General features: G+C 59.7%; 20 protein-coding genes. 4 read left to right on the forward strand and 16 right to left on the reverse strand.

The genetic code is table 11. The features are described 5' to 3' along the window. Positions 1 to 82 precede the first annotated feature (82 nt). Positions 83 to 2,395, forward strand: coding sequence for a 5-methyltetrahydropteroyltriglutamate--homocysteine S-methyltransferase (gene metE / locus AC1DIG_RS05705; protein WP_477766509.1), 2,313 nt, complete (start codon positions 83 to 85; stop codon positions 2,393 to 2,395). A gap of 148 nt (positions 2,396 to 2,543) precedes the next feature. Here the strand turns inward: metE and AC1DIG_RS05710 are convergent, their stop codons facing one another. Beyond that, positions 2,544 to 7,823, reverse strand: coding sequence for a dermonecrotic toxin domain-containing protein (locus AC1DIG_RS05710; RefSeq protein WP_477766510.1), 5,280 nt, complete (start codon positions 7,821 to 7,823; stop codon positions 2,544 to 2,546). A gap of 271 nt (positions 7,824 to 8,094) precedes the next feature. On the opposite strand from AC1DIG_RS05710, the gene AC1DIG_RS05715 reads away from it, so the two are divergent. Then, positions 8,095 to 9,129, forward strand: coding sequence for an alpha/beta fold hydrolase (locus AC1DIG_RS05715; RefSeq protein WP_477766511.1), 1,035 nt, complete (start codon positions 8,095 to 8,097; stop codon positions 9,127 to 9,129). Between the two features lie 140 nt (positions 9,130 to 9,269). Here the strand turns inward: AC1DIG_RS05715 and AC1DIG_RS05720 are convergent, their stop codons facing one another. The 6 genes from AC1DIG_RS05720 to AC1DIG_RS05745 are packed head-to-tail and all read right to left on the reverse strand — an operon-like array spanning position 9,270 to position 16,543. After that, the gene (locus AC1DIG_RS05720; RefSeq protein ID WP_477766512.1) at positions 9,270 to 10,667 is read right to left on the reverse strand and encodes a sigma-54-dependent transcriptional regulator; all 1,398 of its coding nucleotides are present in this window, start codon (positions 10,665 to 10,667) and stop codon (positions 9,270 to 9,272) included. Next, entirely contained in the window at positions 10,657 to 12,435 is a 1,779-nt protein-coding gene (locus tag AC1DIG_RS05725) for a sensor histidine kinase (protein WP_477766513.1), read from the reverse strand. Before AC1DIG_RS05725 ends, AC1DIG_RS05720 begins: the two co-directional genes overlap by 11 nt. Beyond that, positions 12,435 to 13,559 carry a GNAT family N-acetyltransferase gene (locus AC1DIG_RS05730; protein ID WP_477766514.1) on the reverse strand — a complete coding sequence of 375 codons (1,125 nt, stop codon included), beginning with the start codon at positions 13,557 to 13,559 and terminating at the stop codon, positions 12,435 to 12,437. Before AC1DIG_RS05730 ends, AC1DIG_RS05725 begins: the two co-directional genes overlap by 1 nt. A gap of 14 nt (positions 13,560 to 13,573) precedes the next feature. Further along, complete coding sequence (locus AC1DIG_RS05735; protein WP_477766515.1) at positions 13,574 to 14,437, reverse strand: alpha/beta hydrolase; 864 nt, start codon at positions 14,435 to 14,437, stop codon at positions 13,574 to 13,576. Beyond that, the gene (locus AC1DIG_RS05740) at positions 14,434 to 15,828 is read right to left on the reverse strand and encodes an aspartate aminotransferase family protein (RefSeq protein ID WP_019693385.1); all 1,395 of its coding nucleotides are present in this window, start codon (positions 15,826 to 15,828) and stop codon (positions 14,434 to 14,436) included. Before AC1DIG_RS05740 ends, AC1DIG_RS05735 begins: the two co-directional genes overlap by 4 nt. Next, positions 15,821 to 16,543: an MtnX-like HAD-IB family phosphatase gene (locus tag AC1DIG_RS05745; RefSeq protein WP_477766516.1), complete on the reverse strand. Its 723-nt coding sequence runs from the start codon at positions 16,541 to 16,543 to the stop codon at positions 15,821 to 15,823. Before AC1DIG_RS05745 ends, AC1DIG_RS05740 begins: the two co-directional genes overlap by 8 nt. 227 nt (positions 16,544 to 16,770) lie before the next feature. Between AC1DIG_RS05745 and AC1DIG_RS05750 the strand changes: the two genes are divergently transcribed. Together AC1DIG_RS05750 and AC1DIG_RS05755 are read left to right on the forward strand one after the other, a co-directional pair. Next, positions 16,771 to 17,541, forward strand: a complete 771-nt coding sequence (locus AC1DIG_RS05750; RefSeq protein ID WP_477766517.1) for a MipA/OmpV family protein — start codon at positions 16,771 to 16,773, stop codon at positions 17,539 to 17,541. 210 nt (positions 17,542 to 17,751) lie between these two features. Beyond that, positions 17,752 to 18,618, forward strand: coding sequence for a fatty acid desaturase family protein (locus tag AC1DIG_RS05755; RefSeq protein ID WP_477766518.1), 867 nt, complete (start codon positions 17,752 to 17,754; stop codon positions 18,616 to 18,618). 217 nt (positions 18,619 to 18,835) lie between these two features. Here the strand turns inward: AC1DIG_RS05755 and AC1DIG_RS05760 are convergent, their stop codons facing one another. The 9 genes from AC1DIG_RS05760 to AC1DIG_RS05800 form a co-directional block, all read right to left on the reverse strand. Continuing rightward, positions 18,836 to 19,240, reverse strand: a complete 405-nt coding sequence (locus tag AC1DIG_RS05760) for a DMT family transporter (protein WP_477766786.1) — start codon at positions 19,238 to 19,240, stop codon at positions 18,836 to 18,838. Between the two features lie 10 nt (positions 19,241 to 19,250). Then, the gene (locus AC1DIG_RS05765) at positions 19,251 to 19,625 is read right to left on the reverse strand and encodes a DMT family transporter (protein WP_477766519.1); all 375 of its coding nucleotides are present in this window, start codon (positions 19,623 to 19,625) and stop codon (positions 19,251 to 19,253) included. After that, a complete protein-coding gene (locus AC1DIG_RS05770) occupies positions 19,622 to 20,542 on the reverse strand; it encodes an arginase family protein (protein ID WP_477766520.1) in 921 nt (306 codons plus the stop codon). Before AC1DIG_RS05770 ends, AC1DIG_RS05765 begins: the two co-directional genes overlap by 4 nt. Before the next feature lie 257 nt (positions 20,543 to 20,799). After that, complete coding sequence (locus AC1DIG_RS05775; protein ID WP_477766787.1) at positions 20,800 to 21,129, reverse strand: GlpM family protein; 330 nt, start codon at positions 21,127 to 21,129, stop codon at positions 20,800 to 20,802. 27 nt (positions 21,130 to 21,156) lie between these two features. Beyond that, positions 21,157 to 22,485, reverse strand: coding sequence for a two-component response regulator AauR (aauR, locus tag AC1DIG_RS05780; RefSeq protein WP_477766521.1), 1,329 nt, complete (start codon positions 22,483 to 22,485; stop codon positions 21,157 to 21,159). After that, entirely contained in the window at positions 22,482 to 24,383 is a 1,902-nt protein-coding gene (gene aauS, locus AC1DIG_RS05785; protein WP_477766522.1) for a two-component sensor histidine kinase AauS, read from the reverse strand. The genes aauR and aauS overlap by 4 nt, the downstream gene beginning before the upstream one ends. 163 nt (positions 24,384 to 24,546) lie before the next feature. Beyond that, positions 24,547 to 25,281, reverse strand: coding sequence for an amino acid ABC transporter ATP-binding protein (locus tag AC1DIG_RS05790; RefSeq protein ID WP_477766523.1), 735 nt, complete (start codon positions 25,279 to 25,281; stop codon positions 24,547 to 24,549). Further along, positions 25,278 to 25,949 carry an amino acid ABC transporter permease gene (locus AC1DIG_RS05795; protein WP_477766524.1) on the reverse strand — a complete coding sequence of 224 codons (672 nt, stop codon included), beginning with the start codon at positions 25,947 to 25,949 and terminating at the stop codon, positions 25,278 to 25,280. The genes AC1DIG_RS05790 and AC1DIG_RS05795 overlap by 4 nt, the downstream gene beginning before the upstream one ends. Beyond that, complete coding sequence (locus AC1DIG_RS05800; RefSeq protein ID WP_427541075.1) at positions 25,949 to 26,695, reverse strand: amino acid ABC transporter permease; 747 nt, start codon at positions 26,693 to 26,695, stop codon at positions 25,949 to 25,951. The genes AC1DIG_RS05795 and AC1DIG_RS05800 overlap by 1 nt, the downstream gene beginning before the upstream one ends. Positions 26,696 to 26,741: the final 46 nt, after the last annotated feature.

Genomic DNA, 26,741 nt, shown 5'->3' on the forward strand with positions numbered 1-26,741 from the left:
TGATCAACACGAAAAGGTTGAGTTTGTCTCATGTTGGGTTGGCTGTCGACAATAGGCCATCTTTTACAGGGAGAAACACATCATGGCCTTGGCCCACACACTCGGTTTTCCACGCATCGGCGCCGACCGCGAGCTAAAAAAAGCCCTCGAATCCTACTGGAAGGGCGACCTCGATCAGGCCGGGCTGAAAATCGTCGGCCGTGAACTGCGGGCCAGACACTGGCAAGTGCAGAAAGACGCCGGTATCGACCTGCTGCCCGTGGGCGACTTCGCCTGGTACGACCAGGTGCTGACGCACTCGCTGACCTTTGGCGTGATCCCCGAACGCTTCGACAGCGCCAGGGATGCCCAAGGCCTGCCGACCCTCGACACCTTGTTCGCGATGGCCCGTGGCGCCAGCGCAAAGTGCTGTGGCGGTGAGTCAGCCAAGACGCACCATGCGCAGGAACTGACCAAGTGGTTCGACACCAATTACCACTATCTGGTCCCGGAATTCAGCGCCGACCAATCGTTCAAACTGAGCTGGGAACAGCTGTTCGATGAAGTCGACGAAGCCCATGCCCTCGGTCACCGCGTCAAGCCGGTGATCATCGGCCCTTTGACTTACCTGTGGCTGGGCAAGGCAAAAGGTAACGACTTCGACAAGCTTGATCTGCTCGAACGCCTGCTGCCGCTGTACGGCGAAATCTTCAATCGGCTCAAGGCCCAAGGTGTGGAATGGGTGCAGATTGACGAACCGATCCTGACCCTCGACCTGCCGCAAGCCTGGAAAAACGCCTTCGAGCGCGCTTACCACATCCTGCAGTATTCGCCGCTGAAAAAACTCGTGGCCACCTACTTCAGTGGCCTGGAAGACAACCTCGGGCTGGCCGTGAGCCTGCCGGTGGACGGCTTGCACATCGACGCGGTGCGGGCGCCGGAACAACTGGGCCAGGTACTCGATCGCCTACCGACGTACAAAGTGCTGTCGGTGGGCCTGGTCAACGGTCGCAATGTCTGGCGTTGCGAACTGGAACAGGCGCTGGCACAACTGAAACCGGCGCAAGAGCGCTATGGCGACAACCTGTGGGTCAGCAGTTCGTGCTCGCTGCTGCACAGCCCGGTGGATCTGGACCGTGAAGACACGCTCGATGCAGAGCTGAAGAGCTGGCTGGCGTTCGCTGTGCAAAAGTGCGGTGAAATCGCCGTGCTGCGTGATGCGCTCAACGATCCGCAAGCGCCGAAGGTCCAGGCTGCGCTGGCGCAGAGCCGTGCCGTGCAGACCAGCCGTGCGCAGTCGCCACGTATCCACAAAACCGAGGTGCAGGCGCGCATCAGGGCCATTCGCGACACCGACAGCCAACGCCACTCGGCGTTTGCCCAGCGTATCGAGTTGCAACGTGCACGCCTGCAACTGCCGGCTTTCCCGACCACCACCATCGGCTCGTTTCCGCAGACGGCGTCGATCCGTCTGGCGCGCCAGTCGTTCAAGCAGGGCAAGCTCTCGGCCAACGATTACACCGACGCCATGCACAGCGAAATCCGCCACGCGGTGCAAATCCAGGAACGCCTGGGGCTCGACGTGTTGGTGCACGGTGAAGCCGAGCGCAACGACATGGTCGAGTACTTTGCCGAGCAACTCGACGGCTACCTGTTCACCCGTTTCGGCTGGGTTCAGAGCTACGGTTCACGCTGCGTGAAACCGGCGATCATCTACGGTGACCTGAGCCGTCCGAAGGCCATGACCGTCGACTGGATCACCTACGCCCAGAGCCTGACCGACAAGGTCATGAAAGGCATGCTGACCGGGCCGGTGACAATGCTGATGTGGTCGTTCCCGCGTGAAGACGTGTCGCGTAAAGTCCAGGCGCAACAGTTGGCGCTGGCGCTGCGCGATGAAGTGGTCGACCTGGAGCAGGCCGGGATCAAAATCGTCCAGATCGACGAAGCGGCGTTCCGCGAGGGCTTGCCGCTGCGCCGGGCGCAGTGGCCGCAATACCTGGACTGGGCGGTGGAGGCGTTCCGCTTGAGCGCGTCTGGCGTGCGCGATGAAACCCAGATCCACACCCACATGTGCTACAGCGAATTCAACGACGTGATCGAATCCATCGCGGCCATGGACGCTGATGTGATCACCATCGAGACCTCGCGTTCGGACATGGAATTGCTCGAAGCCTTCAAGGCCTTCGACTACCCGAACGACATTGGCCCGGGCGTCTACGACATCCACTCGCCACGGGTGCCGGACACGGCCGAGATGGTCAAGCTGATGAGCAAAGCCGTGCAGCGGATCCCGGCCGAACGGCTGTGGGTCAACCCGGACTGCGGCCTGAAGACCCGGGCCTGGCCGGAGACGGAAGCGGCGCTGGTGAATATGGTGGCGGCGGCGCGGCAGTTGCGTAGTCAGCTGGCTTAATGAAAAACCTGTGGGAGCGAGCTTGCTCGCGAAGAGGTGTGTCAGTCGACATCAATGTTGCCTGACGCACCGCATTCGCGAGCAAGCTCGCTCCCACATGGATTGCTCCTGACTGCCAGAAATCGTGGCTAGCCGCTCCTTTTAAGCCTCAGAGATTTTCGAAGTGCGGCAACACCGCCGATCTTTTGCCGATATCGGCGTAAGGCAGGTCGGCGTCGTCAGCATGGGTCAGAAACCGGTGCTCCGGCAGTTTCAGGTGGGCTTTCTCAAAACCGCTGAATTCAGGCGCGGCTTTGGAATAATGAAAATGGGCATACCACAGCACCTTGGGTGGCGTGTGCGTCATATCCCAGACTTCGTACTCCTGCATATAGTCGTAGCGACCGTCCCGACGCTTGCCCAGGTTTTTGATCGCGCTGGTTTTGCGAATGACCACCGCGTTGTGAGTGACGAGGTCGTCGAGCATTCCATCGGTGGGTTTTTTGCTCAGCAGCGACTGCTGGGTGCGCAGGGCGCGTCCAGTGGCGATAAGTTCGGTGGCCTTGTCGCGCAGTTGCTGGATAACAGCATTGCTCGGGGCAATCTCCTCGATGCCAAGGGCGCGGCGGGTGAGCTCATTCGCCTCGCTGAGCATCATGTGTTCCAGGTCGACCGGGAGCATGTTTTGATCCGCATAGTCCTGAACCCTGGCCTGATAGGTGTCCTGTGATTGCATTCGCTGGCGGGCATCGGCCACCAACGAATCGAGGTTCCTGTGATGGGCGTGAGATGGCGGCGGCGGCGGCGACGGGTTCAGCAGACGGAACTTGCCATTGCTCCCTTGTTCCCAGATCTCCTCGTATCCACTACGCCCGGTCAGGGTGTAGCGGCGTTTTTGCGTGGAGGGTTCCAAGTGCTCCACACCGATCAGCAATTGATCGGTTTCAGTGGTGAAGACTTTTTTACTGATTTGCCCTGCTGGTGTCGCAGGTGCAGGCAGATCGATGGCCTTGCGAGCCCTCTCAGCCATTTTCTCTATACCGTCCATCAACAGCGGCACGGCTTCCAGGTGGAAGTGCTGTGGGTAGCTGGCGGTCCACGCATTCATATCGCGACGAAACTGGTTGTAACTCTCAATGCACTCTTGAAGAATCTGGTTGCGCTGAGCCTTGGTCGCACTGACTTGCGGCAGACTGTATTGAGCGAGCAAGCCCCGGTCGACCCGGTCCCTGATCGCTCGCGCCTGACCTTGAAGAAAGAACCAGGATAAATCGTTGCTGGTCTCATAGCGGGTGACCATTTCCAGCAAATTGCCTGTTCTCAAGTAGAGGATGTTTGCTTCGCTCAGGCGCCCGTTCAGCATGGTGACTTCCTGAGTCAGTTGGGCTTTTTGTGCGCTGACGGTGATGCGTTGGTACCAGTGGTTAAGCTCTCGCAGATGGGCGTCAATCGTGTTGAACTCCTTCACCATTTCAAGCCGCAGCTTCCTGATGTCTTCCAGTACGCGCAACCGCTCGGAGAGGGCTGTTGCAGGTAGCGCATCAAGCCTTTGCGTGAGTGCATCGATACTGTCCATCAGGGGACTGACGCGATGGTTGGCCAGGAACAACCGTTGCTTGTACCGGTCGGCGTGCATCAGGGCGACGTTGCTTTGGAAATCCAGGAGCACGCGCCTTTTGTTGCCGTGGGTGAGTGGAAGCAGGTCTACCAGCGTCTGGTGATAACGCCCGGCCAATTCGATATCGCCAATGAGGGCTGTTTCAAGCTGCCGCATCAGTGTTGCCGTACGATTGGCTGGAGGCGTGGTGTTGTAGGTGTCCAGGAGCGCATCGGTACGCTTTATCCGTGCATCGATTTGCAGCGCAATATTGTCGGCGCCCTCAGTCAATGCATGATTGCGACGAAACGCCTCGTCGACCCACCAGCGCGGCAAGCGCTCTCGGATGGCCCGCGGCCAGACGGGATCAAGGGTGTCTGCCAGATGCCCCAACAGGTTGCCACCACCGGGTCCTCCTCCTTCGAACGTCACGCCATGGACGCCAAAGTAAGTGTCCCAGTGTCCGGCTTCATCCAGCGCGATAGGTTGTTTGTAGGTTTTTTGAGTGGTGCCTTTCAAACGCCAGTTGCGCGAATCCTTGCTCCGCTCAACCTGGTAAACCCGTCCCTGGCGCACGATGAAGTCACCGTCGGCATGGCGATAGATATTGCGATAGATCCCATGGGTTGCAGTTTGCACTTGTGACAACGAGAGCGGTTTTTCATACTCGTAGCCGGCGAAGCGTTCGACCACCCTGCGCGCCTCGTGCAGGGAAGGAGCCTGCGTTATTGCACGTTTACTCAGCGCTGTCAGTTGACGCAATCGGGTCGCCGAGCGGGCGCCCTGAGGCGTGCCGGCGGCAACGCCTGGGAGGATGTCCATCGCTGCATCGATCAGGCACAACAGCATCGACTCGATCTCTGACAGTCCATCGCCGACCTCGCCACGCACGAATGCCGAGACAGCGTGATTGGCGCTGTTCCAGGCGTCATACAAGGCAATTGCGGTCCCGACGAAAGGCACCAGGCCAAGCGCCATTTTCATGTAGTTGAACACCCGTGGGCCCTGGAGCGTGTAACGCTCCAGGTACAAGGCATCGTTGGAACGGGACGTAGCGCGATGAGCTTCGATCAAGCGCCCCTTATGCGTATTGAGTAGATGGGCGGCCAGCGATGTGGTTGAGGGCCAGCGCGGGCCAACCCCGATCATGGCATCGAAGTGCCTGAGCGAGGCCTGATTGATGCGACTGATATGCGCCTGGACATTGCCTTGCAGAGCGCGCCCCGCCAGATAGCTGACCATCTCGTCGCGCAGGCACAGATTGAACAGGGCCTTGCGAGCCGTCTCCAGGTTGTTGTAGCGCCGTAGAAATTGACCGTCCGGGCTGTCTGGCAGATAGAGCAAGGTCATCGCACTGACTTGTTCCTCGATGAAGGTCACGCCCGCCAGAGTGACGGGACCTTCATTCGGCGTGTCCTTGCCGCCAGCGCTCAAATACGCCGGCCAGAGCACGATGCGCTTGCCATCGACGTGCCAGGCTTGCTGGGTATCGGCGTCGATGGCGATGTTCAATACCTGCTGTTCATCGCGGCTTATCTGCTTTTGCAGGCGGGCGCATTCGCCTTGCAGCTTGAGCATCAGCTGCCACGGCTCGATCAAGCATTCATGCCGATGCTCTCTCACGAACGCAGGTTCATCAGCCGAGCCCATGAATGTATCCAGAATCAATTTTTCATAGGCCTGAGCCAGGTCCAGCTCGGGCAGGATCCTGCGAAGATAAGGCAGGGTGATACCAGTCGTCAGGGCCTGGCGTTCGCTTTCATCTTCTGCTGCAACCTCCACCCGCATGTACGACAGCCGCAGCACTAACGGCTCCAGATTCATTGACGGGGTATTGTCGATATTGTGTTGGGCCAGGTCCTCGAGCGCCATCTTGCTGCGTGTGGCGCTGGGGAGCAGAACGAGCTTTTGTGGGGTTCCCGGCGCGCCGGGGGCAGGGATGAAATGCTTTTCCCACGACACCGAATCGGGTAGATCGAGCTGCACTTCAAAGTGGCCTTTGATGGAAAAGTCGCTTCGCAGCCGGGCATGCAGGCGCTGTCGGGTGAAGTCATTGCGAGGAATCAGCGCAATTTCCAGTTGCTCGTGGCTACGGTGCATCGCTCCGATGTAGGCCTGGATCAGTGCCTTGAGTTCGACGCTTTCATTCGCCCTCTGTTTTTTCAGCCAGTCGGGCAGGTGCGTGGCCAGGGTCGCGCTGCGGTCTTGCTCCAGACGGTGCGAGAGCGTCAGATGCCGTGCGGCATGCAAGGGCACCTGCAAGTTGGCCAGGGCCTGGAGGCGTAGTTTTTCCAGTTCATCGGCACGTTGTGCTGCCTGAGATTCATGGGTGTAGCGCTGACGAATCTGCGCGGCATTCTGTTCAAAATCGCCGGTCAGTTCATTCAGGCTGTACTGAATAGGGTCAGTGGTGATCCTGTTCAGGTTCAGGGCCCGGTGATCGTCCTGGTCCTGAATCTTGAACACCTCGCGCTCCAGCGCGCCTACGCTACTGAACCGTTGCAAACCGCCACCGGTGCCGGGCCAGTAAAGCAGCACGCTGTGCGGCGATGCCGCGTCGAGGAGCGAGCCCGGTGGCGCAATGACCCACGGACCGCTCAGTGCCTGGGTGGTGACCGTCGTTTTATCGCTGTTCTTTGCTGTCATGGTTAGTGACAGGCTGGCTACTACGCAGGTCGCACCGGGATCGCTGCCGTCGGGAACATCCAGCAAGGTCTGGAGCAGGCGGTATTCATCCTCGGTCAAATGCTCAAGGGCCCGTTGCAGTTCGGCCTCGGCACGCAGACCTGCCTTGTGCGCCTGATAGAGCGCCGTGAATTGTCGATTGAACGTCGTCAGGTCCAGGACACGAGACCTGTAAAGCAGTGCTGCGGCTGCCTTGTCGGCGGATTGCACGGCTGTTTCCAGGGCGGTGAGCGAGGCTTTGAGTGTTGTATGGCGGTCGCTTTCGAGATCGTTTCCCAAAAACCTTTCGAGCGCTTTGCTCTGCGCGTTCATGGCTGCCTGGCGCTCGGACCATGGGACATCGGCGTACAGGTTGCCGAATAGCGCCTGTTGATCGCCACTGGTGCTGCCGGCGATGGCTGGCGTGTTCTCAGGAATTGGCGGTAAGGCGAAGATAGTGGCACCACGGATATCGGGGGTTTTCATGCGTGCGCTGGCGAGTTGCGCCTGTTGCCAGTGCAAAAGAAGTTCGGTGATTCCGACTGTCAGTGGCTGAGTTCTGCTGCTGTATTCGAAACGGATGTCAGCGCTGGGCAGGTCCTGCGGGACGAGTGACTGTCGCGACAGCCAATCTTCCATGTCACCACGTTTTGCGAAGGCTTTTATCGCGACCGGTCGATAGGGCAGATACAGCCAGTGAGTCACAGGATGTGAGTCACCCACGCTGATGACCCAAGCGGCAGGGTATTGCACTTTAGTGTTGTCGCTCAACACCAGAGCCAGTTGTTCTGTGCGTACGGGCTGGTTGTTCAGGCGCAAATCAGTCGTCGTCGAATCCAGGAGCATCAACAGCGTTTGCAACTGTTCGGCAGTCAGGGCTCTTTGCGCGAATGCAACCTGGACGACCGCCTCGAAATGGTCGCGGTACAACCGGGCGGCCCGATCGCGTCGGGACAGCGGTGTACCCGGCGCTCTGGCGGCCCAGTAGGCATTCCAGGACTCGGTGTCGATCGTGACTGGCGTAGCCGGCGCATTGGCGAGCAGCTCGCCCAAGCCGATGCTGCTGTCGCGCCAACGGGCGGAAGCGTTGAGGAGCAGGCTTTCATCGAGGTTAACCGGCAAGGGCGACAAGGGCGGTCTGACGATCGTGGCAGGGACGGGGAGGTCGGGAAAGAATCTATCGGTCATTGAGAAATGGCTCGGTCTGGGTGGAGTGGCAGATCCACTCCTTGACGAGTCATTTAAGGGAAGTCTTGCGGGGCATTGGCACTACATAGTTATCGCGGCAGTGCTCGGGCTGTTGCTTGATTAATCTCGTTGGGCCATCCAGCTCAATGGGACATTTTATTAATCGACCATTCGGCACTCTTCATCAAACTGTCACGTAACTGTGGCAGCGCGCTTTAACAAAGTTCATCAGACTCGCGCTCTACTGGGGTTCTGCGTTTTGGTGTTTTTCATGCGGGTACGATTTTTTTCTACTGCGGTTTTTCTGGCCGCGCTGTTGTTGGGTCTACCGTCTTTGGCGGCGTCGCGTTGCGATGTCAATGTTCCGACCGAGCGGGTCGATCTGGCGCAGGTGAGCCTGGCGTACCAGAGCATCGGTCGTACGTCCGACCCTGCGTTGCTGCTGGTAATGGGCCTGGGTGGCCAGTTGATTCACTGGCCGGACGAAGTGGTGGTGGCGCTGTGCGAGCAGGGTTTCCGGGTGATTCGCTATGACAATCGCGATGTCGGGCTGTCGACCTGGCGTCAGGCTCCGGCCAACGCCAACCTGACCTTTGAGGTGCTGCGCTACAAACTCGGTTTACCCGTAGCGGCGCCGTACAGCCTGACTGATATGGCTGACGACGCACTCGGCCTGATGGATGCGCTGCACGTGGAGCAATTCCATGTACTGGGCGCGAGCATGGGCGGAATGATCGCCCAGCACCTGGCGGCCATGGCACCGCAACGGGTCGAGAGCCTGACGCTGATCATGACCAGCTCCGGCGCCGAAGGGCTGCCGGCGCCGAATGCGGCGCTGGTGCAATTGCTCTCACGGCGCAGTGCGCCGAACCGTGAGGTCGCACTGGAGCAGCAGGCCGATCTGCTGGCAGCGCTGGGCAGTCCGCAGGTGAGTGACGATCGTCAGGCACTGTTGCATCAGGCCGCGGTGGCGTACGACCGGGCGTTCAATCCTGAAGGCGTGAAACGCCAGATCATGGCGATCCTCGCTGAGCCGAGCCGGGTGGCGTTGCTCAACCAGCTGCGGGTGCCGACGCTGGTGGTGCACGGCACCGCTGATCCGCTGTTGCCGGTGATGCATGGCATTCACCTGGCGGCGCATATCCAGGGCAGTCAGTTGAAGCTGATTCCGGGGCTGGCCCATCGTTTTCAGGAAGCGTTCAAGGCGCCGTTACTGGCGGCGGTGTTGCCGTACCTGAGAAACCACCGTGAAGACGCCTCGCATTGGGCGCAGATCGATCCGGTACAGGCGCCGAATCTGTTGTAAGGCGGATCGTCCCCACGCGCAGCAAAGGAATGCCTCTACGGACGCTGCGCGTTCGGCTGTTGAAGGGACGCGGAGCGTCCCGGGCTGCATTCCCACGCAGAGCGTGGGAACGATCATGCGGAGGAGCGTGGGAACGATCTTCAGCGGACGATTTTGTCCACATGAATCCCGAGTTTCTTCAGTCGATACCAGAAGCTGCGCTCCGAGATACCGATCAGTTGCGCGGCGGCCGCTTGCACGCCATTGCTTTGTTGCAGGGCGGCAAGAATGTACGATTTCTCGACTTCCACCAGCGCGGCATCGAGGTCCGATGGCACGCCAGTACCTTCGTTGAGGGACACGCGGGCACCGTCGACGGTGGGTTTTGAGGCAAACAGGTACGCCGGCAGATCGTCTTCCTCGATCACTGCACCCGAGGCCACGATGGTGGCGCGTTCAACGCAGTTCTGCAGTTCGCGGATATTCCCCGGCCATGAATAATTGGCCATGGCCTGCAAGGCTTCCGGGCTGAAACCGGTGATGCGTTTGCCGGCGGTGGCGCCCAGGGTGTGAGCGAAGTGTCGGGCCAATGGCGCGATGTCTTCAACCCGTTCACGCAGGGCGGGCAGGGGGATCGGGAACACATTGAGGCGATAGTAGAGGTCTTCGCGAAACTCTTTGTTGGCCACCGCTTCCAGCAGGTTCTTGTTGGTGGCGGCGATCACTCGCACATCGACTTTGCGCTCGCGCGGGTCGCCCACCGGCTCGATCACTCGCTCCTGCAAGGCCCGGAGGATTTTTGCCTGCAAGGCCAGCGGCATGTCGCCGACCTCATCAAGAAACAGCGTGCCCTTGTCGGCCTGCATGAAGCGCCCGACCCGGTCCGCCACGGCACCGGTGAAGGCGCCTTTGCGATGGCCGAACATTTCACTTTCCAGCAATCCTTCGGGGATCGCCGCACAGTTCACGGCGACGAAGGGTTTGTCGGCGCGGTTGCCGTGTTTGTGGATGGCCCGGGCGACCATTTCCTTGCCGGTGCCGCTTTCGCCGGTGAGCAGGATGGTCGCATTGCTTTCGCGTACCGAATCCACTGCTTGCAGCACTTGACGGAAGGTCGGGCTGTCGCCCACCAGGCTGTCGATCTGCTGGTGTTCTTCAAGCTCGGCGCGCATGCGCTGGTTGTCTTTGAGAATGTCGCGAAATTGCAGGGCCTTGTTGACGGTGATGTCCAGCTCATCGATGTCGAACGGCTTGGCGATGTAGTCGAAGGCTCCATTGCGCATCGACTGCACGGCATTTTTCACCGTGCTGTAGGCCGTCATGACGATCACCGGCAGTTGCGGGTAGCGCACTTTGACTTCCGCCAGCAACTGCGGCCCGTCCATGCCGGGCATGCGCCAGTCGCTGATCACCAGGTCGATGTCTTCCTGTTCCAGTACCTTGAGCGCGTGCAGGCCATTGCTGGCGGTGAACACCTGGATGTCGTTCTGGCTCAGGGCTGAGGCCAACAAGTCGCAAAGCTTGGGCTCGTCATCGACCACCAGAATGTTATGCGTCATCACTGTCCTCGTCGTCGCTGTCGTCTTCACCGTTGGCCGGAATGTACAGGCTGAATGTGGAGCCGGCATCTTTTTCGCTGACGCATTCGACCCGTCCGTCGTGGTTTTCCATGATCGAGAAGACTTTTGCCAGCCCCAGACCGGTACCTGAAGCCTTTGTGGTGACGAACGGTGTAAAAATCCGTTCGAGCATGTCCGGTTCGATGCCCTGGCCGGTGTCGGAAACACTGATGACGGTGTATTCCTTATCGCTGGAAATGCCCAGGGTCAGGCGACCGCCGTCAGGCATTGCGTCAATGGCATTGATCACCAGATTCAGGCAGGCCTGTTTGAGTTGCCGGGCGTCGGCGTACATGGTTGCGGCCGGCGCGTTGTCCTCGATCCGAGCGTCGATGTTGTGGGTCGCAAGTTCCGGGGCGCAGAACCCGATCAGCTCATCGACCAGCGGTCGCACCAGTTGGGTCGAACGCATGGGCGCGTTGGGCTTGGCAAAGTCGAGGAATTCGGTGATCAGGTCGTTGATCCGGCTGACCTCGCTGACCACGTATTCCAGATGCCGTTTGTCGGTCTCGGGCAGGTCGGCGCGACGGTGCAGTAATTGGGTCGCGGTTTTGATGATGCCCAGCGGGTTGCGGATTTCATGGGCCAGGCCCATGGCCACTTCACCGAGGGCGTGCAAGCGATCGCGGCGGCGCAGTTGCGACTCCAGGTGCTGCAACTCGCCGAGACGTTCGGTCATGTGGTTGAAGGTGCTGCTCAGTTCGGCCAGTTCATCGCTGCCATAGACAGGCACTCGCTGACGATAATCGCCGTCGATCACCGCCCGAACGCCTTTGGATAGCGCGCGCAGGGGCTGGGTCAGGCGTTGCGAGACCAGCCAGCCGACACCCAGTGACAGCGCCGAGCTGAGGATGAAAATCAGGATGAACAGATTGCTCTGGTTCACCAGCCCGACCAGGCTGTTGTGGCGCAGCAGGCCACTGAAGATCACACCCTGAAGTTCACCGCTGTCATTGAGGATTGGCCGATAGATGCCGCTGTAGTTATTGGTGAACTGTTCGATCGGTTTTTTCGTGGTGCGCAGGATTTGCTCGATATCTTCGGGCACCTTCATGGGGTGATCGTCGAAGCGCTGGGTAGCGAAAATTTCCGAGAAGTCTTCGTCCTTGGCCAGGTACAACCGCAGGTCAAGGGAATGCACATCGGCGACGCTGGTGAGAAAGCTGCTGTCCAGGTAGTTGGCGAGGACCAACTGATAGTCGACCCCAGCCTGGGTTGTCTGGAAGGTCGAGACCAGGATGCCGGTGGACGCGCCCGTGACCTGAATGGTTTGCAGGACGGCTTTGGGCGCAGTGTTGATTTGCTGGACGATGTCGTCGGTCACGGTACTGAACAGCACTTTGTGATCGCTGGTGCGCACCAGCGCCACGACGTCGATGCCCATGGCTTCGGCAATGTCGGCGCTGAGGCGGTCCTGCCGGGCCGAGAGCCGGTCGTTGATCGGGCGGATGTGGCGCAGCAACAACTGGGCGACCCGCGTGTTTTCGCGCAGGATTTCCCGGACCTCGTCTTCGACGATCTTGGTCGATTCCTGCAACCAGATGCGCACGTTGCTATCGAAGATCTGTGACAGCGTGGTGGCCGCCAGTTCCGCAGCAATCATGGTCGGAATCACGCTGACCAGCCAGAATGCCAATACCAGCTTGCGTTGCAGGCTCCAGCGGGAGATGGCGAAGGGCAGGGCTTTACGGCGTCGGTCTTGTTTCATCAGGTTTCGCTTATCGCAGCAGCCATGGCGGGGTCGGACTTATCCGGTCGGACAAACAGTTTCACGAGTTTGAGCAAAGCGTTGAGCAGCGCGTTTCGGTGGTGAAAAAACAGCGTATTGCCTTCGAATTTACAGCCGAGCCGCAGCTTACTGGCATAACCGGCCTGGCCACACTCGTACAGCGCAATCTTGTGTTGAATACAGTAGTCGACATTGGCCAGCCAGCTTCTGAAGTACAGGTTGTACTCGCGGGTCTGTTCCAGGTCGTGGGCAAAAAATTTGTCCACCAGTCGATGTTCGTCCAGCAACAGCAGATTGAACGCCACCAGTTGCTCGCCCACCCAATACAGCACGCACGCGGCACGTTGGTCGAGGTGTTCAAGGATACTGGTGAAATACTCTGCCGACAGTCGTTCGAACTCCAGATCACTGCGCGCCAGGGTGGCTTCATACAAGCGCATCATCTGCGGCAATACATCGTCGACCGAACGTCGCCATTCGATTCGCGGGCCTTGTGCCCTAAGTTTGCGGCGTAAATCCTTGCGGGTGGATTTGCCCAGGGTGCCGAGGTAGGCATCAAGCGACCCAAACTCGATCGGCAATACCGCACTCGGTAAACCGGGCATGGTTTGCAGCCCGGCCTCGCGGCAGACGTCAATCCACTGCTGATCGTGGCTGGGTGCATCCTTGACGGCCAGAAGGCCGATACCTGCCTGGTTGGCATCGTTGCGAGCCAACGTCAGTAACTGACGCAGCAGTGCCGGACGTCGGTCTTCGGTGATGTGGCTGGCGGTACCTGCGTGGCATTGCTCGGTCACTGGCGATCCCAAGGCATACAAGCGAATATCCAGCATACCCGGCAGCCATTGGCGCAAGCGCTGCGTGATGCGTTTGCCGATGCCCTGCACCGTGGTGTCGAGCGAGTACTGGGTGGTAAATGCCGCGGCTGCGGCAATCAATGTGCTGCCTTCATAGAGTGCAAGGTAGCGCCACTGGAAGTCGGCGACCCCCGCCCGTTCAACGGCCCGGTAATAATCCCAGTCCTCCAGTTCCCCAGGGAAGCAGTCATTCCAGGCGCAGCGTTCGATGGCCTCGATGGTTGAAAAGGCATGGGCGGTAATCACGTCTTGTCCTTAAGCTACGCCAGTTGTCGATACTCTTCAGGCTTGCCAGGCTTCATGGAAAGCTGATGGACAAAGTCCGCGCTCAGGTCCACGACGCGGCGGTATTCCAGGTCAACTGTGATCATGTGATAGCAGTTGTCCAGCATGATCTTGGTGACCGGGCCGCCGAGATGACGTTCGACGTAATCGGCGTTCCAGCGGCTGGTGATGTCGTCCTCGATGGAGTGCAGTACCAGGGCCGGTGTCTTGATCGACGGCATGCGCTTCTTGACCACGGCATTCATCCGGTGCAATTCGCGCACGGTGACGCCTTCCATGGTCAACAGACCGGCATTGCTGCTTTCGCCGTCCTTCATCTGACGTTCGACGATCGCCCGCAGGCGCTCGTTCTTGATGCCATAAGGTGGCTTCTCTTCGAAGCTGCAGATGTGCACGCCGAACGGAATCTTCATCAACAACGGCGTCAGGAACGCCAGTTTGTGGATGCTCCAGCCGTCGTAGCGCAGGGTGGTTGAATACATCAGCAGGCCGGCGACCTGTCCTGGATGCTCGGAGGCTACATACATGGACATGACCGCGCCCATGGACAGACCGCCGACGAACACCTGTTCGTGCTTCTGGCGTATGCCCACGAATGTTTTGCGTACACCTTCGTACCAGTCCTGCCAGCCGGTGGCTTGCAGGTCGGCGTTGTCACCGCAGTGCCCGGCCAGGGTTGGCACGTACACCGTGCAACCCGATTTGGCCAGGCCAATGGCAACCCGACGCAACTCCGTCGGGGTGCCGGTCAGGCCGTGGATCAACAACACCGCGACCTCGCCACTGCCGAGAACGAAACCGGTACTGCCTTCTCCGAGATCGATCTCTGTTTCTTTCATCGTTTCATGGCCCGATCAAGCAGGCGGTCGAGCAGGGCGATGCCCAGGTCGATTTCCTCGTAGCTGATTTCCAGCGACGGGGCCAGGGTGATGACGTTCTTGTAGTAGCCGCCCACATCGAGAATCAGGCCCAGACGCTTGCCGTCGATTTCGATGTCGCCCTTCATGCCTTCTTCAACCATGAAGTCCAGGGTGGCCTTGTCCGGAGTGAAACCGTCCGGGCCGCAGATTTCGCAGCGCAGTGCCAGGCCCAGGCCGTCGACGTCGCCGATGATCGGGTAGCGTTTCTGCAGGTCCTGCAGACCGTCCAGGAAGTATTTGCCCTTGGCCATGACCATCGAGCCGTAGTCGACTTCGTGGGTCATCTTGAACATTTCCAGACCGACTGCAGTGCCCAGCGGGTTGGACGCGAAGGTGGAGTGAGTCGAACCTGGCGGGAACACCTTCGGGTTGATCAGCTCTTCGCGAGCCCAGATGCCGCCCAGTGGGTTGAGGCCGTTGGTCAGTGCCTTACCGAAGACGATCACGTCCGGTTTGACGTCGAAGTGTTCGATCGACCACAGCTTGCCGGTACGCCAGAAACCCATCTGGATTTCGTCGACAACCATCAGAATGCCGTGCTGATCCAGCACTTGCTTGAGTTCGCTGTAGAAGTTCATCGGCGGAATCACGTAGCCGCCGGTGCCCTGGATCGGCTCGACGTAGAAGGCTGCGTATTCGCTCTGGCCGACTTTAGGGTCCCACACACCGTTGTATTCGGTTTCGAACAGACGGGCGAACTGCTGCACGCAATGGCTGCCGTATTCTTCCTTGGTCATGCCTTTCGGGCCACGGAAGTGGTACGGGAACGGGATGAAGTTGGCACGCTCACCGAAGTGACCGTAGCGACGACGGTAGCGGTAGCTCGAAGTGATCGACGAGGCGCCGAGGGTACGACCGTGGTAGCCGCCTTCGAAGGCGAACATCAGGCTCTTGCCGTTGGTGGCGTTACGCACGACTTTCAACGAGTCTTCGATGGACTGCGAACCGCCGACGTTGAAGTGCACGCGACCGTCGAGGCCGAACTTGTTCTTGGCGTCGACCGCGATCATTTCCGACAGCTCGATCTTGCCTTTGTGCAGGTACTGGCTGGCGATTTGCGGCAGGGTGTCGATTTGTTGCTTCAGGGCGTTGTTCAGACGCGGGTTGGCGTAACCGAAGTTGACCGCCGAGTACCACATTTGCAGGTCGAGGTAGGCCTGGTCGCTGGTGTCCCACACGTACGAACCTTCGCAACGGCTGAAAATGCGCGGTGGTTCGATGTAGTGAACAGTGTCGCCGTAGGAGCAATACTTGGCTTCTTTTTCCAGAAGGATCTGGTCTTCAGCGGTAGCGATTCGGATATCAGACATGGTGGAAGAGTTCCTGATTTTGTAGCGAGAGTTCAGAAGAGGTTTCAAGCGCGAAGGCAGTGGCGTTGGCGGCGCTGCCTGCAGGCAGTTTGGCCAGCAGGGCCGGCAGTTCGGCGAAGCTGTCGAAGCGGGCGTAGGCGATGCCATTGCGTTCGCAATGTTCGGCCAGGCGGTCCTTGGCAAATACGAAGTCGGCGGTGGACGCCACGCACATGTCGGACTGACCGTCACCGATCACCAGCACGCGTTTGCTGCTGGGTGTGGATTTGCATTTGCAGTTGCCGGAAGCTGCACGGCAGGCGTCGCTCGAATACGGGAAGTCGATGCGCCAGCTGTTGTTGTCGACCTGGCGCAGGCGGTTGGCGAGGATCGGCAGGAGGCTGACGTAGTTACGCGCCAGAATCCGTGCGATACCTTGTTCGATGCCGTCGCTGACGACTTCGATGGAAGCACCCAGGCCGACCACGTGGTCGACAAAGTCAGGGAAGTCGGCATCGATTTCGACGCTGTCGAAGAACTCGAGCAGTTCGTTGGGGGTTGCCTTGACCAGCGATAGCTGGCGGCTGAGGCATTCACGCGAGCCGATAGCACCGCTCAGCCACTCGTCCTCGATCGCTTCCCAGCTCGGGTCGGCGAAACGTTGGAGAATGCTGTCGATCACGTCGGTGCGGGTGATAGTCCCGTCGAAATCACACACGATATGCCAGTCAATCATCTGCATTACCTATTGGGCAGGGGCGCGCTGATGCGCTTGCAACGGGGTATAGCAGGGAATGTGCCAAGTTGTTTCAAGCCCCATAGGCTGGGGCCCTGAGGTATGCTTGGCAGGAAATGTGTCCGGCTAGCTACAATTTTTGTAGGTTGCTACAAACAACATGAGTGCTTGCGCAGCAAAGTCGACCTGGGAGTTGATGCGCGCCTGTACTGATAAGGAATCGCTTTATGTTCAGGAACATTTGCGCACTGCTGGCCAGCCTGCTGTGCCTTGGCGGCTTTTGCGCCACCGCGCAGGCTGCCGGGATAACTGGTGAGGCGGGTCTCGGCATGAGCAATCAGCCCTATGACCCGACGGGTAGCCGTTATGAAACCGTGCCGGTGCCTTACTTCGATCTGGACTGGGGCGATGTCAGCCTCAGCACCGACGACGGTTTGACCTGGAGTGCCTTGAAAACCAATGGTTTCAGTGCCGGACCGTTTATCAATTACATTCCGGGACGCAACTCCAATGGCACGTTGCGGGGCCTGCACAATGTGTCGGCCATGGGCGAGGCCGGTGGCTTCGTTCAGTACAGCCCGGCTGATTTCTGGCGAATTTTCGCTTTCGTCGGCCATACCGTGGGTGCTAATCGCGGCCAGGGTGGTGTGCTCGGTCGGGTCGGCGGGGAAGTCGGTTATCCAGTGGGGCTGGGGATCATTGGCAGTAGCGAACTGAACGCGAATTTTGCCGATCGCCGGCAGACACAGACGTTCTTTGGTGTTTCCGAGAAAGACGCCCGGGATTCGGAGTTCCGTCCGTACAAGGCCAGTGGCGGCTTGCAGAATGTGGCGTTGACCCAGAACTTCGAGTTCCCGCTGGCCGCAAAGTGGTCGCTGGTGACCAGCGCCACCTGGAGGCACCTGACCAACTCGGCGGCGGACAGCACTATCGTCAAACAAGAAGGCCGCGTGAACCAGGGCGAAGTACAGGCGGCGATCAGCTACAAATTCGATTGACCTGAGCTCAGATCCCCCGTAGCAGCTGGCGTAGCCTGCGTTCGGCTGCGCAGCAGTCGTAATCAAGTAACACTCGGTATTTCTGGAAGCACCGGGTGGCCGGATTTACGACTGCTACGCAGCCGAACGCAGCCTTCGGCAGCTGCTACAGGTAAGTTTGGTCTGCTGTTTGCAATAGCTATGGAGAACTCAATTTCTCAGGAGTGCTTCATGGCTCGTCCCGCGTATCGTTTCCTTGCCTATTCGCTGTGGGATCTGGTCCCGATTGCGCTGGGTGTGGCTCATTTGGCGTTTGTTCTGTGGTTGGTGCTGGCCTTCCATGACCTGTCGTGGTGGGCCATTGTGCCGCTGGCGCTGGTCTATGCCGTCAGCCTGTCGTGGAGCATCAACAGCATTTCCCACAACCAGATCCACAACCCGTACTTCACCCTTGGCTGGATGAATCGGGCATTCGATCTGTTGTTGTCGGTCACCATCGGTTTCTCGCAGACCCTCTACCGCGACATCCACAATCGCCATCACCGTGGTAATTCAGACTTGCCGGATGCGCACGGAAAAACCGTCGATCCGCTGTCGATCTACCTGCGTGGCAAGGATGGGCAACCTGAAAACCCTTGGTCGTACACTTTTCTCAGCTTTTTCCGCGATGATCCCAAGCCGTTCTACGAAGAAATGCAGCGCAAGCGGCCGAGCGATGCGCGCTGGGTCAAGGTCGAGATTTATGTGACGGTGGCGGCGTATGTGGCGCTGGCGTTCTATGACTGGCATGCCGTGTTGCTGTTGCTGCCGTTCTGGTATCTGGGCCAGGCGCTGTCGTCGCTCAATGGGTATTACGAGCATTTTGGCGGTAATCCGGACTTGCCGATCGCTTGGGGCGTGAGCAGCTACAGCGTGCTCTACAACCTGATCTGGATGAACAACGGCTATCACGCCGAGCACCATTACCGGCCGAAAATGCACTGGACCCAGGTCAAGGCGTTCCATCGCGAAATTGCCGAGCAGCAACGAGCGGCGGGGGTGAAGGTGATTCCGGTGTCACACGGTTTGGGCTTTCTTACGGCCCACCGCAAAGGCTGACCCAAAAGCACTTTTGTGGCGAAGGGGTAAGTTAAGCCGCGACACGATCCGTAGCAGCTGGCGAAGCCTGCGTTCGGCTGCGCAGCAGTCGTAAAATCAGGCACCACGTTACTTCAGGTTAACCGTGGAGGCAGGATTTACGGCCGCTTCGCAGCCGAACGCAGGCTTCGCCAGCTGCTACAGGGAGTGTGCCGAGCCTTAATAGGGCAGTGGTGTTTCAGGTTTCTTCGCCTTCCGCCAGCAATGCTATCCCGCCCATGATCACCGCCACGCCCAGCCAGTGCAGTAGGCTGATATGTTCGCCGAGGCCGAGCCACGAGCCGAGCAACACGCCGACAAACACCAGGGAACTCAGCGGAAATGCCAGTGACAGGCTGCTGCGCCGCAGGATCAACATCCAGACGAAAAACGCCCCGATGTAGCAGGCGATGGCCGTCAGCACCCCAGGATTGCCGGCAACGGCGGCCAGCCATTGCAGGTTGAAATCCATCTGCCCCAGTTGATCGCCACCGACTTTGGTGGCGATCTGACCGCCACTTTCAAAACCGATCAGCAGCATCCAGAGCACCACGGTGCCCAGACGTCCGTGCAACCAACCCATAGTGCTGTTCCTTTCCATCATCGATTGAGCTTCAGGCATGGGCGACACACACGAGCATCACGCCCGCCGTAATCACCACGGTGCCCAGCCAGCGCCGGCGGCTGACGGTTTCACCGAGCACCACTTTGCCCGCCAGTACCACGCCGCAATAAGCCAATGCCGCGGATGGAAACAACAGGCTCAGCGGCGCGCGGGACAGGGCTTCGAGCCAGACAAAGAACTCGATGGCGTAGGCGCCGATCCCGCACCAGAGCAACGGCGCGTTGAACACCTGGCCCCAGAATGCATTCAGTCGAAAGCCGCCTTCGAGCTCCGGTAAACGGTCCAGGCCCAGCTTGAAACAAAGCTGACCGATGACGTCCAGAACAATCGAAAACGCCACCAGTAACACCACGGTCAAGGTCACGGGAATAACTCCTCGAACAGGCTGATCAGCGCCTGGTTGGTTGCCGCATTTCGCAGCAGATCGTCTTCGCTCCAGCGCTCGGGAGGCGGCTGGTCGGATTTGGCTTCCCAACGCTTGAACGCGTTGCTGAAGGCCGGTTGGGCGAATTCGCCGCAGACATCGATGCCGAGGATCCGTTTGCTCGCGGCCAACATGCGCAGGGCTTGCAGCAAGTGCGTCAACCGCATGCCGCCCTGATCCCAGTTGGTCGCGGCGTCTTCACTGGCCAGCACATCCTTGTCGATGGTGATCCACACCGCTTCGGTCGGCAGGCTCTCGATCAATTGCTGGAGAAACACCGGCCAATCGAGGTCCGCCAGGTTGCGCCAGTGCAGCAGGTTTTCCCGCTGTTGATGCCCGGCACCATCGCCGATCAAACCCCAGACCTGAGACGGCGGGTGCTGCCAGGGGAACAGCTGCAAGTCGCCACGCTTCAGCGCGCCGAGGTTGCCGCCACGCAGCTGCGGGTTATGCAGGTCATCGCTGCACGGCCCGAGGGTGACGATGCGTTTGATGTTCGGCAGTTTCAGTGCCCGGTTGACCCATGAACCGCAATGCCGACGCGGCGCGAAACGCACCCAGTCGGGATGGTTGTCGAAATGAATCAGGCTGACCGGCTCGGTAATCTCGGCAAGAAAAGCCGGAGTCAGGTGGTGGTAGTCACCGGAACCTATAAAGAAGATTTCCGGCTGCGGCCCCGTATGGCGGGGCCGTTCGCGCAGGCGTTCGGAAAAGCGTCGATAGTTTTTCTCGCTGGACCACAAACGCAGTTTGGGGCCGAGATCGAGCAGGTCCAGACGCTTGGCGCGACCGCTTTCCAACAGTCGGGCAATCGGCGCCTGGGCTGTGAGGCTGTGGTCGAGATCAAGGATATTCAAAACGTGTTTTACCCATGGCAGCGCCCCTGCAAGGCCGGCGCGAACAATCGTAAACGCAGGCCTGACGGGCTTTAGCGGGTAAATGCAAGGGACGGGCCAGCGTCGGGTTTGAATGACCGGGTTTGATCGTTCCTACGCTCCGCGTGGGAATGCCTCTAGGGACGCTCTGCGTCCAGTGACGCGGAGCGTCACGGGCTGCATTCCCACGCGGGAGCGTGGGAACGATCGAGTGGGAGCAAGCCGCCACAGGGGGGTGGTCAGGCGTGAACGCGGACCCAAACAGAAACCAACACCGTCGCCGCCATCAGCCATGCGAGCGCCGCCACCGCTAATGATGCCTCCAGTCGCAGCCGATCCACCATTACGTACAGTGTCGCCAGATAAACGAAGTACGGAATGATCGACCACATGCCAAACACGATGGTGGTCTTCAGGTCGTCCAGCGAGCGGCCCTTGCCGACGATGTAGTGGGCAATCAGTGCAAAGGTCGGAAACAGCGGCACCAGGCCTGCGATGTAATAGTTTCTGGTTTTGGCGAGGAAGGCGAGGATCACCACCACCGCGGCGCCCAGTGAAGCTTTCAACAGTAGATCCACGGAAATTCTCGCAGTGGGTTAGTGGCTCAAGCCGTATTTTTTAACTTTGTCGAACAGCGTGGTCTTGGCCATGCCCAGTTCCAGGCTGGCCTGGGTCAGGTTGCCGCCGCTGCGCTGCAAGGCGTCGTTGAGCAGGTTACGTTCGAAGGCTTCCACCGCTTCGGAGAACGCCAGGCCTTGGGCGGCACCACCGCTGCCGGATTTCTTGAAGGCCGGCAAACCCAGGGCAAATCGCTCGGCGACGTTGCGCAGCTCGCGCACGTTGCCGGGCCAGTCGTGGCTCATCAGGTTCGACAGGGTCTGGTTGTCCAGTTCAGGCAGCGCACGGTCAAAGCGCAGGGACGATTGCTGCAAGAAGTGTTCGAACAATTGCAGGATGTCTTCGCGGCGCTCACGCAACGGCGGCAGTTCCAGCGTCACTACGTTCAAGCGGTAATACAGGTCGCTGCGAAACTGACCGGCGCGGCTCAAGTCGTCGAGGTCGGACTTGGTTGCCGCGATCACCCGGCAGTCGACCGCAACGCTCTGGTTCGAGCCGAGCCGCTCCAGCGTGCGCTCCTGCAATACCCGCAGCAATTTGATTTGCAGCGGCAGTGGCATGCTTTCCACTTCGTCGAGGAACAACGTGCCGCCGTTGGCGTGTTCGATCTTGCCGATCCGGCGTTTGCCGGCGCCGGTAAACGCATTCGCTTCATGACCGAAGATTTCGCTTTCGAACAGGTTTTCCGGCAGTCCACCGCAGTTCAGCGCGACGAATTGCTGCGACTGACGGCGGCTGAAGTCGTGCAGGCAACGCGCGACCAGTTCTTTGCCGGTGCCGGTCTCGCCTTCGATCAGCACGTTGGCCGAGGTGTCGGCGACGTTGGCGATCAGCTCGCGCAGGTGCTGCATGGCGGGCGAGCGCCCGATGATCCGGCCCTCAAGGGAGTCACGCTCGGCCAGTTGTCGGCGCAGCGAGGTCACCTCTCGGGCGAGGCTGCGTTGCTCCAGGGCGCGGCGTGCGACGTCGACCAGGCGTTCGGGGGAGAACGGTTTCTCCATGAAGTCGTAGGCGCCTTTTTGCATCGCGCCCACCGCCATCGAGATGTCGCCATGGCCGGTGATCAGCACCACCGGCAGGCTACGGTCGCGGGCCTTGAGGCGGTTCAGCAGTTCCAGGCCATCGATGCCCGGCAGGCGGATGTCGCTGATGACGATCCCGGCAAAGTTGTCGCCGACCCGTGCCAGGGCCTCTTCAGCGCTGCCAACGCCTTCGCAGGGGATGTCTTCCAGGGCCAGGGCCTGCTGGCAACCGAGCAGGACATGGGGATCGTCTTCGACGATCAGCACACTAAGATCGTTGTTCATATCGGCTCGGCGGGAAGGGGGCTTACCAACGGTAAGCTGAGGACGAAAGCGGTACCACCGCTGGCCGGGTGCTCGACGCCGAGGTGACCGCCGGTGGCGGCCGCCAGGCTCGCCGACAGGGTCAGGCCAAGGCCCAGGCCCTGTTCGCCGGGTTTGGTGGTAAAGAAAGGTTCGAACAAGTGCTTGCGGGCTTCGGCGTCGATACCGTGGCCGTTGTCGCGGACGCGCAGGCGATATTTGCCGTCGACAACGTCACCTTCCAGCCATAACTCGGGTAATGGCTGCGCTTGCATGGCGTCCAGCGCGTTGCCGATCAGGTTGACCAGGATCTGTTCCAGGCGGGTCTGGTCGATCTGTACTTGCACGTCGCTGAACTCGCGGTGCAACAGCAAACGAGCGCTTTCAAGGCGTGCGCCGAGCAATTGCAAGGCGGCATCTACCGCTTTACCGAGGCTGGCCTGGCCCTGATCGTCGCCGCGCCGGGCAAAGGAGCGCAGGCTGGCGGTGATCCGGCCCATGCGGTCGATCAGATCGTTGATGGTTTTCAGGTTGGCACTGGCAATGTCCAGCTGACCGCGCTCAAGAAAGCGCACGGTATTGCCGGACAAGGTGCGCAACGCGGCCAGCGGCTGGTTCAATTCATGGGCAATGCTGGTGGACATCTGGCCGATGGCGGCAAGTTTGCCAGCCTGTACCAGTTCATCCTGAGCCCGGCGCAGCGTTTCTTCGGCCTGGCGCCGTTCGCGGATCTGGCTTTTCAGGCGCTCGTTGCTGGCCCGCAGGTCGGTGGTGCGTTCGGCAATCTTGCGTTCGAGCTGATTGTTGGCTTCTTGCAGCGCTTCGCGGGCGGCGAGGCGGGTGGCGATGACTTTGCGCCGTTCGTTCCAGGCAATCAGCAGGAACGCCACCAGCGCGAAGGCCACCGCGACCAGGATGCCCTGGTTGATCGCTTCACGACGCAAATCCCCGAGCGGTGTGAGCAGGGTGAAATTCCACGGTGTATCGCTCAAGGGACGGGTCTGCGACAGGTAGCTGATTTCCTGTTCATCGGAGACCAGTTCGGCGTTGGCCGGGAAGGTGATTTTTTCCACGCCTTCGGACAGTCGCTCGCGTGCCAGCGGTTCCAGTTCGTTGAGCGGGTACCAGTAATATTGCAGGCTGCGGGCCAGGCGCTCCTTGGTGTCGTCGCTGAGCGGGCGAACCGATTTGAGCCGGCGCGCCGGGTCGCTGGACAGAATGATGATGCCATTCTCGTCGCTGACAAAGGCTTCCAGGCGTGCACGCTGCCAACGCTCTTCCATGGCTTCGAGGCGGACTTTGACCACCGCGACGCCGATGATTTTGCCTTGCTCTTCCAGGCCATGCGCCAGGTAGTAGCCGGGTTCGCCGCTGGTGCTGCCGATGCCGTAGAACCGTCCGGGCTGGCCGCGCACGGCATTCTGGAAATACGCACGGAAGGACAGGTCTTCGCCGAGGTAGCTGTCGACATCGCGCCAGTTGCTGGTGGCCAGTACCCGACCGGTGGTATCCATCACGTAGATTGCCCGACTGCGGCTGCGCCGGTTCAGGCCTTCGAGGTAATTATTGACCGCTTGCCGGTGCTCGGGCGTAGGGTCGGCCAGCAGCTCTGAAACACTCGATTCGAGCTCCAGCAGGCTGGGCAGGTAGGTGTATTTGCTGATCTCGCTTTCAACTGCGCGGGCGTGCAGTTCCAGCTGACGCTGACCGTTCTCGCTGAGGCTGCGAATGCCGTAGTGCTCGCTGACCGAGAAGCCGACGTAACCCAGCCCGATCATCAGCAAGATGACCAGCGGTGGCAGAAACAGGTGGCGAATCAGACGGGGTTTCACGGCAAGTGATGGCGGCGCTGCGCGATAGAGGGTGGGGTCGCATTTCATCACAGATGCCTTGGGTCAACCACAACACAAATCTCCAGACCACCACCGGCCCCTGTGGGAGCGAGCTTGCTCGCGATAGGGGACTAACAGTCGACATCATCATTGACTGGTAGGCAGTCATCGCGAGCAAGCTCGCTCCCACAGGTGGGGAGCGGTGTTGTTATCAGTGCTGCAGAATCTTGTCGAGGAAGTGCTGCGCGCGGTCCGAACGGGCGTTGATGTCACCGAAGAACTCTTCCTTCTTGCAGTCTTCGATGATTTTGCCCTGATCCATGAAGATCACCCGGTCCGCCACTTTACGGGCGAAGCCCATTTCGTGCGTGACGCACATCATGGTCATGCCTTCGTGGGCCAGTTGCACCATCACGTCGAGCACTTCATTGACCATTTCCGGGTCGAGCGCCGAGGTCGGTTCGTCGAACAGCATGACGATCGGGTCCATTGCCAGCGCGCGGGCAATCGCCACACGCTGTTGCTGACCACCAGAGAGCTGGCCCGGGTGCTTGTGGGCGTGAGCCGAAAGGCCGACGCGATCAAGCAGTTGCAGGCCTTTCTTGGTGGCTTCTTCCTTGCTGCGGCCCAACACCTTGATCTGCGCGATGGTCAGGTTTTCGGTGATGGTCAGGTGCGGGAACAATTCGAAATGCTGGAACACCATGCCAACGCGCGAGCGCAGTTTCGGCAGGTCGGTCTTCGGGTCGGCGATGGACGTGCCATCGACCACCACGTCGCCTTTCTGGAACGGTTCCAGGGCGTTGACGCATTTGATCAGGGTGGATTTACCGGAGCCGGACGGCCCGCACACCACAATCACTTCGCCTTTTTTGACCTCGGTGCTGCAATCAGTCAGTACCTGGAAGTCGCCATACCACTTGTTGACATTCTTGATAGAAATCATACGGCAAACCTTTTTTGCAGACGCTTGACCAGCCGTGAGGCGGCAAAGCTGATTGTGAAGTACACGAGACCTGCGATGATCAGGAACTCATTGGCGCGGCCGATGATGTCGCCACTGGCGCGCGTAGCATTGAGGAAGTCCACCAGGCCAACGGTGTAGACCAGCGAGGTGTCCTGAAACAGGATGATGCTTTGTTGCAGCAACAACGGGGTCATCTTGCGAAACGCTTGCGGCAGGATGATCAGGCGCATCATCTGGCCGTAGCTCATGCCCAACGCCTTGGCTGCGCCCATCTGACCTTTGGGAATCGACTGCACACCGGCACGGACGATTTCGCAGAAGTACGCCGCTTCGAACATCATGAAGGCCACGATGCACGAGGTGAACGCACCGATCGGCGTGTCTTCGCCGGTGATCCAGCGCAGCACGAACGGTACCGCCAGGTAGAACCAGGTGATCACCAGCAGCAGCGGGATCGAGCGGAAGTAGTTCACGTAAGCGCCGGCAATGTTCGACAGCAGCTTGCTGTGAGACAGCCGCATCAGCGCCAGGATAGTGCCGAGAATGATCCCGCCGACGACGCCGAGCACCATCAGTTGCAGGGTCATGACCATGCCGTTCCACATGCCGGGGACGGCCTGGACGACGCCACTGAAATCGAGATCCATTATTTACCCCCCACGGAAATCAGGCCGGGCACCGCAACTTTCTTCTCGACCATGCGCATCAGCAGCATCAGGCTCATGTTCAGGGTGAAGTAGATCAGGGTGGCCAGGGTGAAGGCTTCGAACAGGTTGGCGGAGAACTCGGCGGTCTGTTTGGTCTGCGCGAGCAGCTCCATCAGGCCGATCAAGGAGGCGACGGAGGAGTTCTTGAACACGTTCAGGAATTCCGAGGTAAGCGGCGGAATGATGATCCGGTAGGCTTGGGGCAGCAGCACATTCCAGTAGATTTGCGGCAGCTTGAAGCCCATGGCGCGGGCGGCCGATTCCTGGCCACGCGGCAGCGCCTGGATACCCGTGCGCACTTGCTCGCACACTCGGGCGGCAGTGAACAGGCCCAGGCACACGACGACGCTCAGGTAGGCCGAGGTGGTCGGATTCAGGTCCTGCTTGTACCAGTCCTGCAGGTTTTGCGGCAACAGGTCGGGTACCAGGAAGTACCAGATGAACAGCTGAACCAGCAGCGGTACGTTACGAAAGAGTTCCACATAGCAGGTGGCGATGCCCGATACCAGGCGATTCGGTACGGTACGCATGACGCCGAGCACCGAGCCCAGCGTCAAGGCGACGATCCAGGCCACGATGGCGATGGCGATGGTCCAGCCCAATCCCGTGATGAACCAGTCGAGATAGGTCTCGCTGCCCACACCGGTGGACTTGAAGAACACGCCCCAATCCCAGTTGTAATTCATTAGGGTCTCCCCTCAGATCAATCGATGTACAAGTGCCCGCCTGGGA

This window comes from Pseudomonas sp. 05N431 (genome assembly GCF_056397005.1).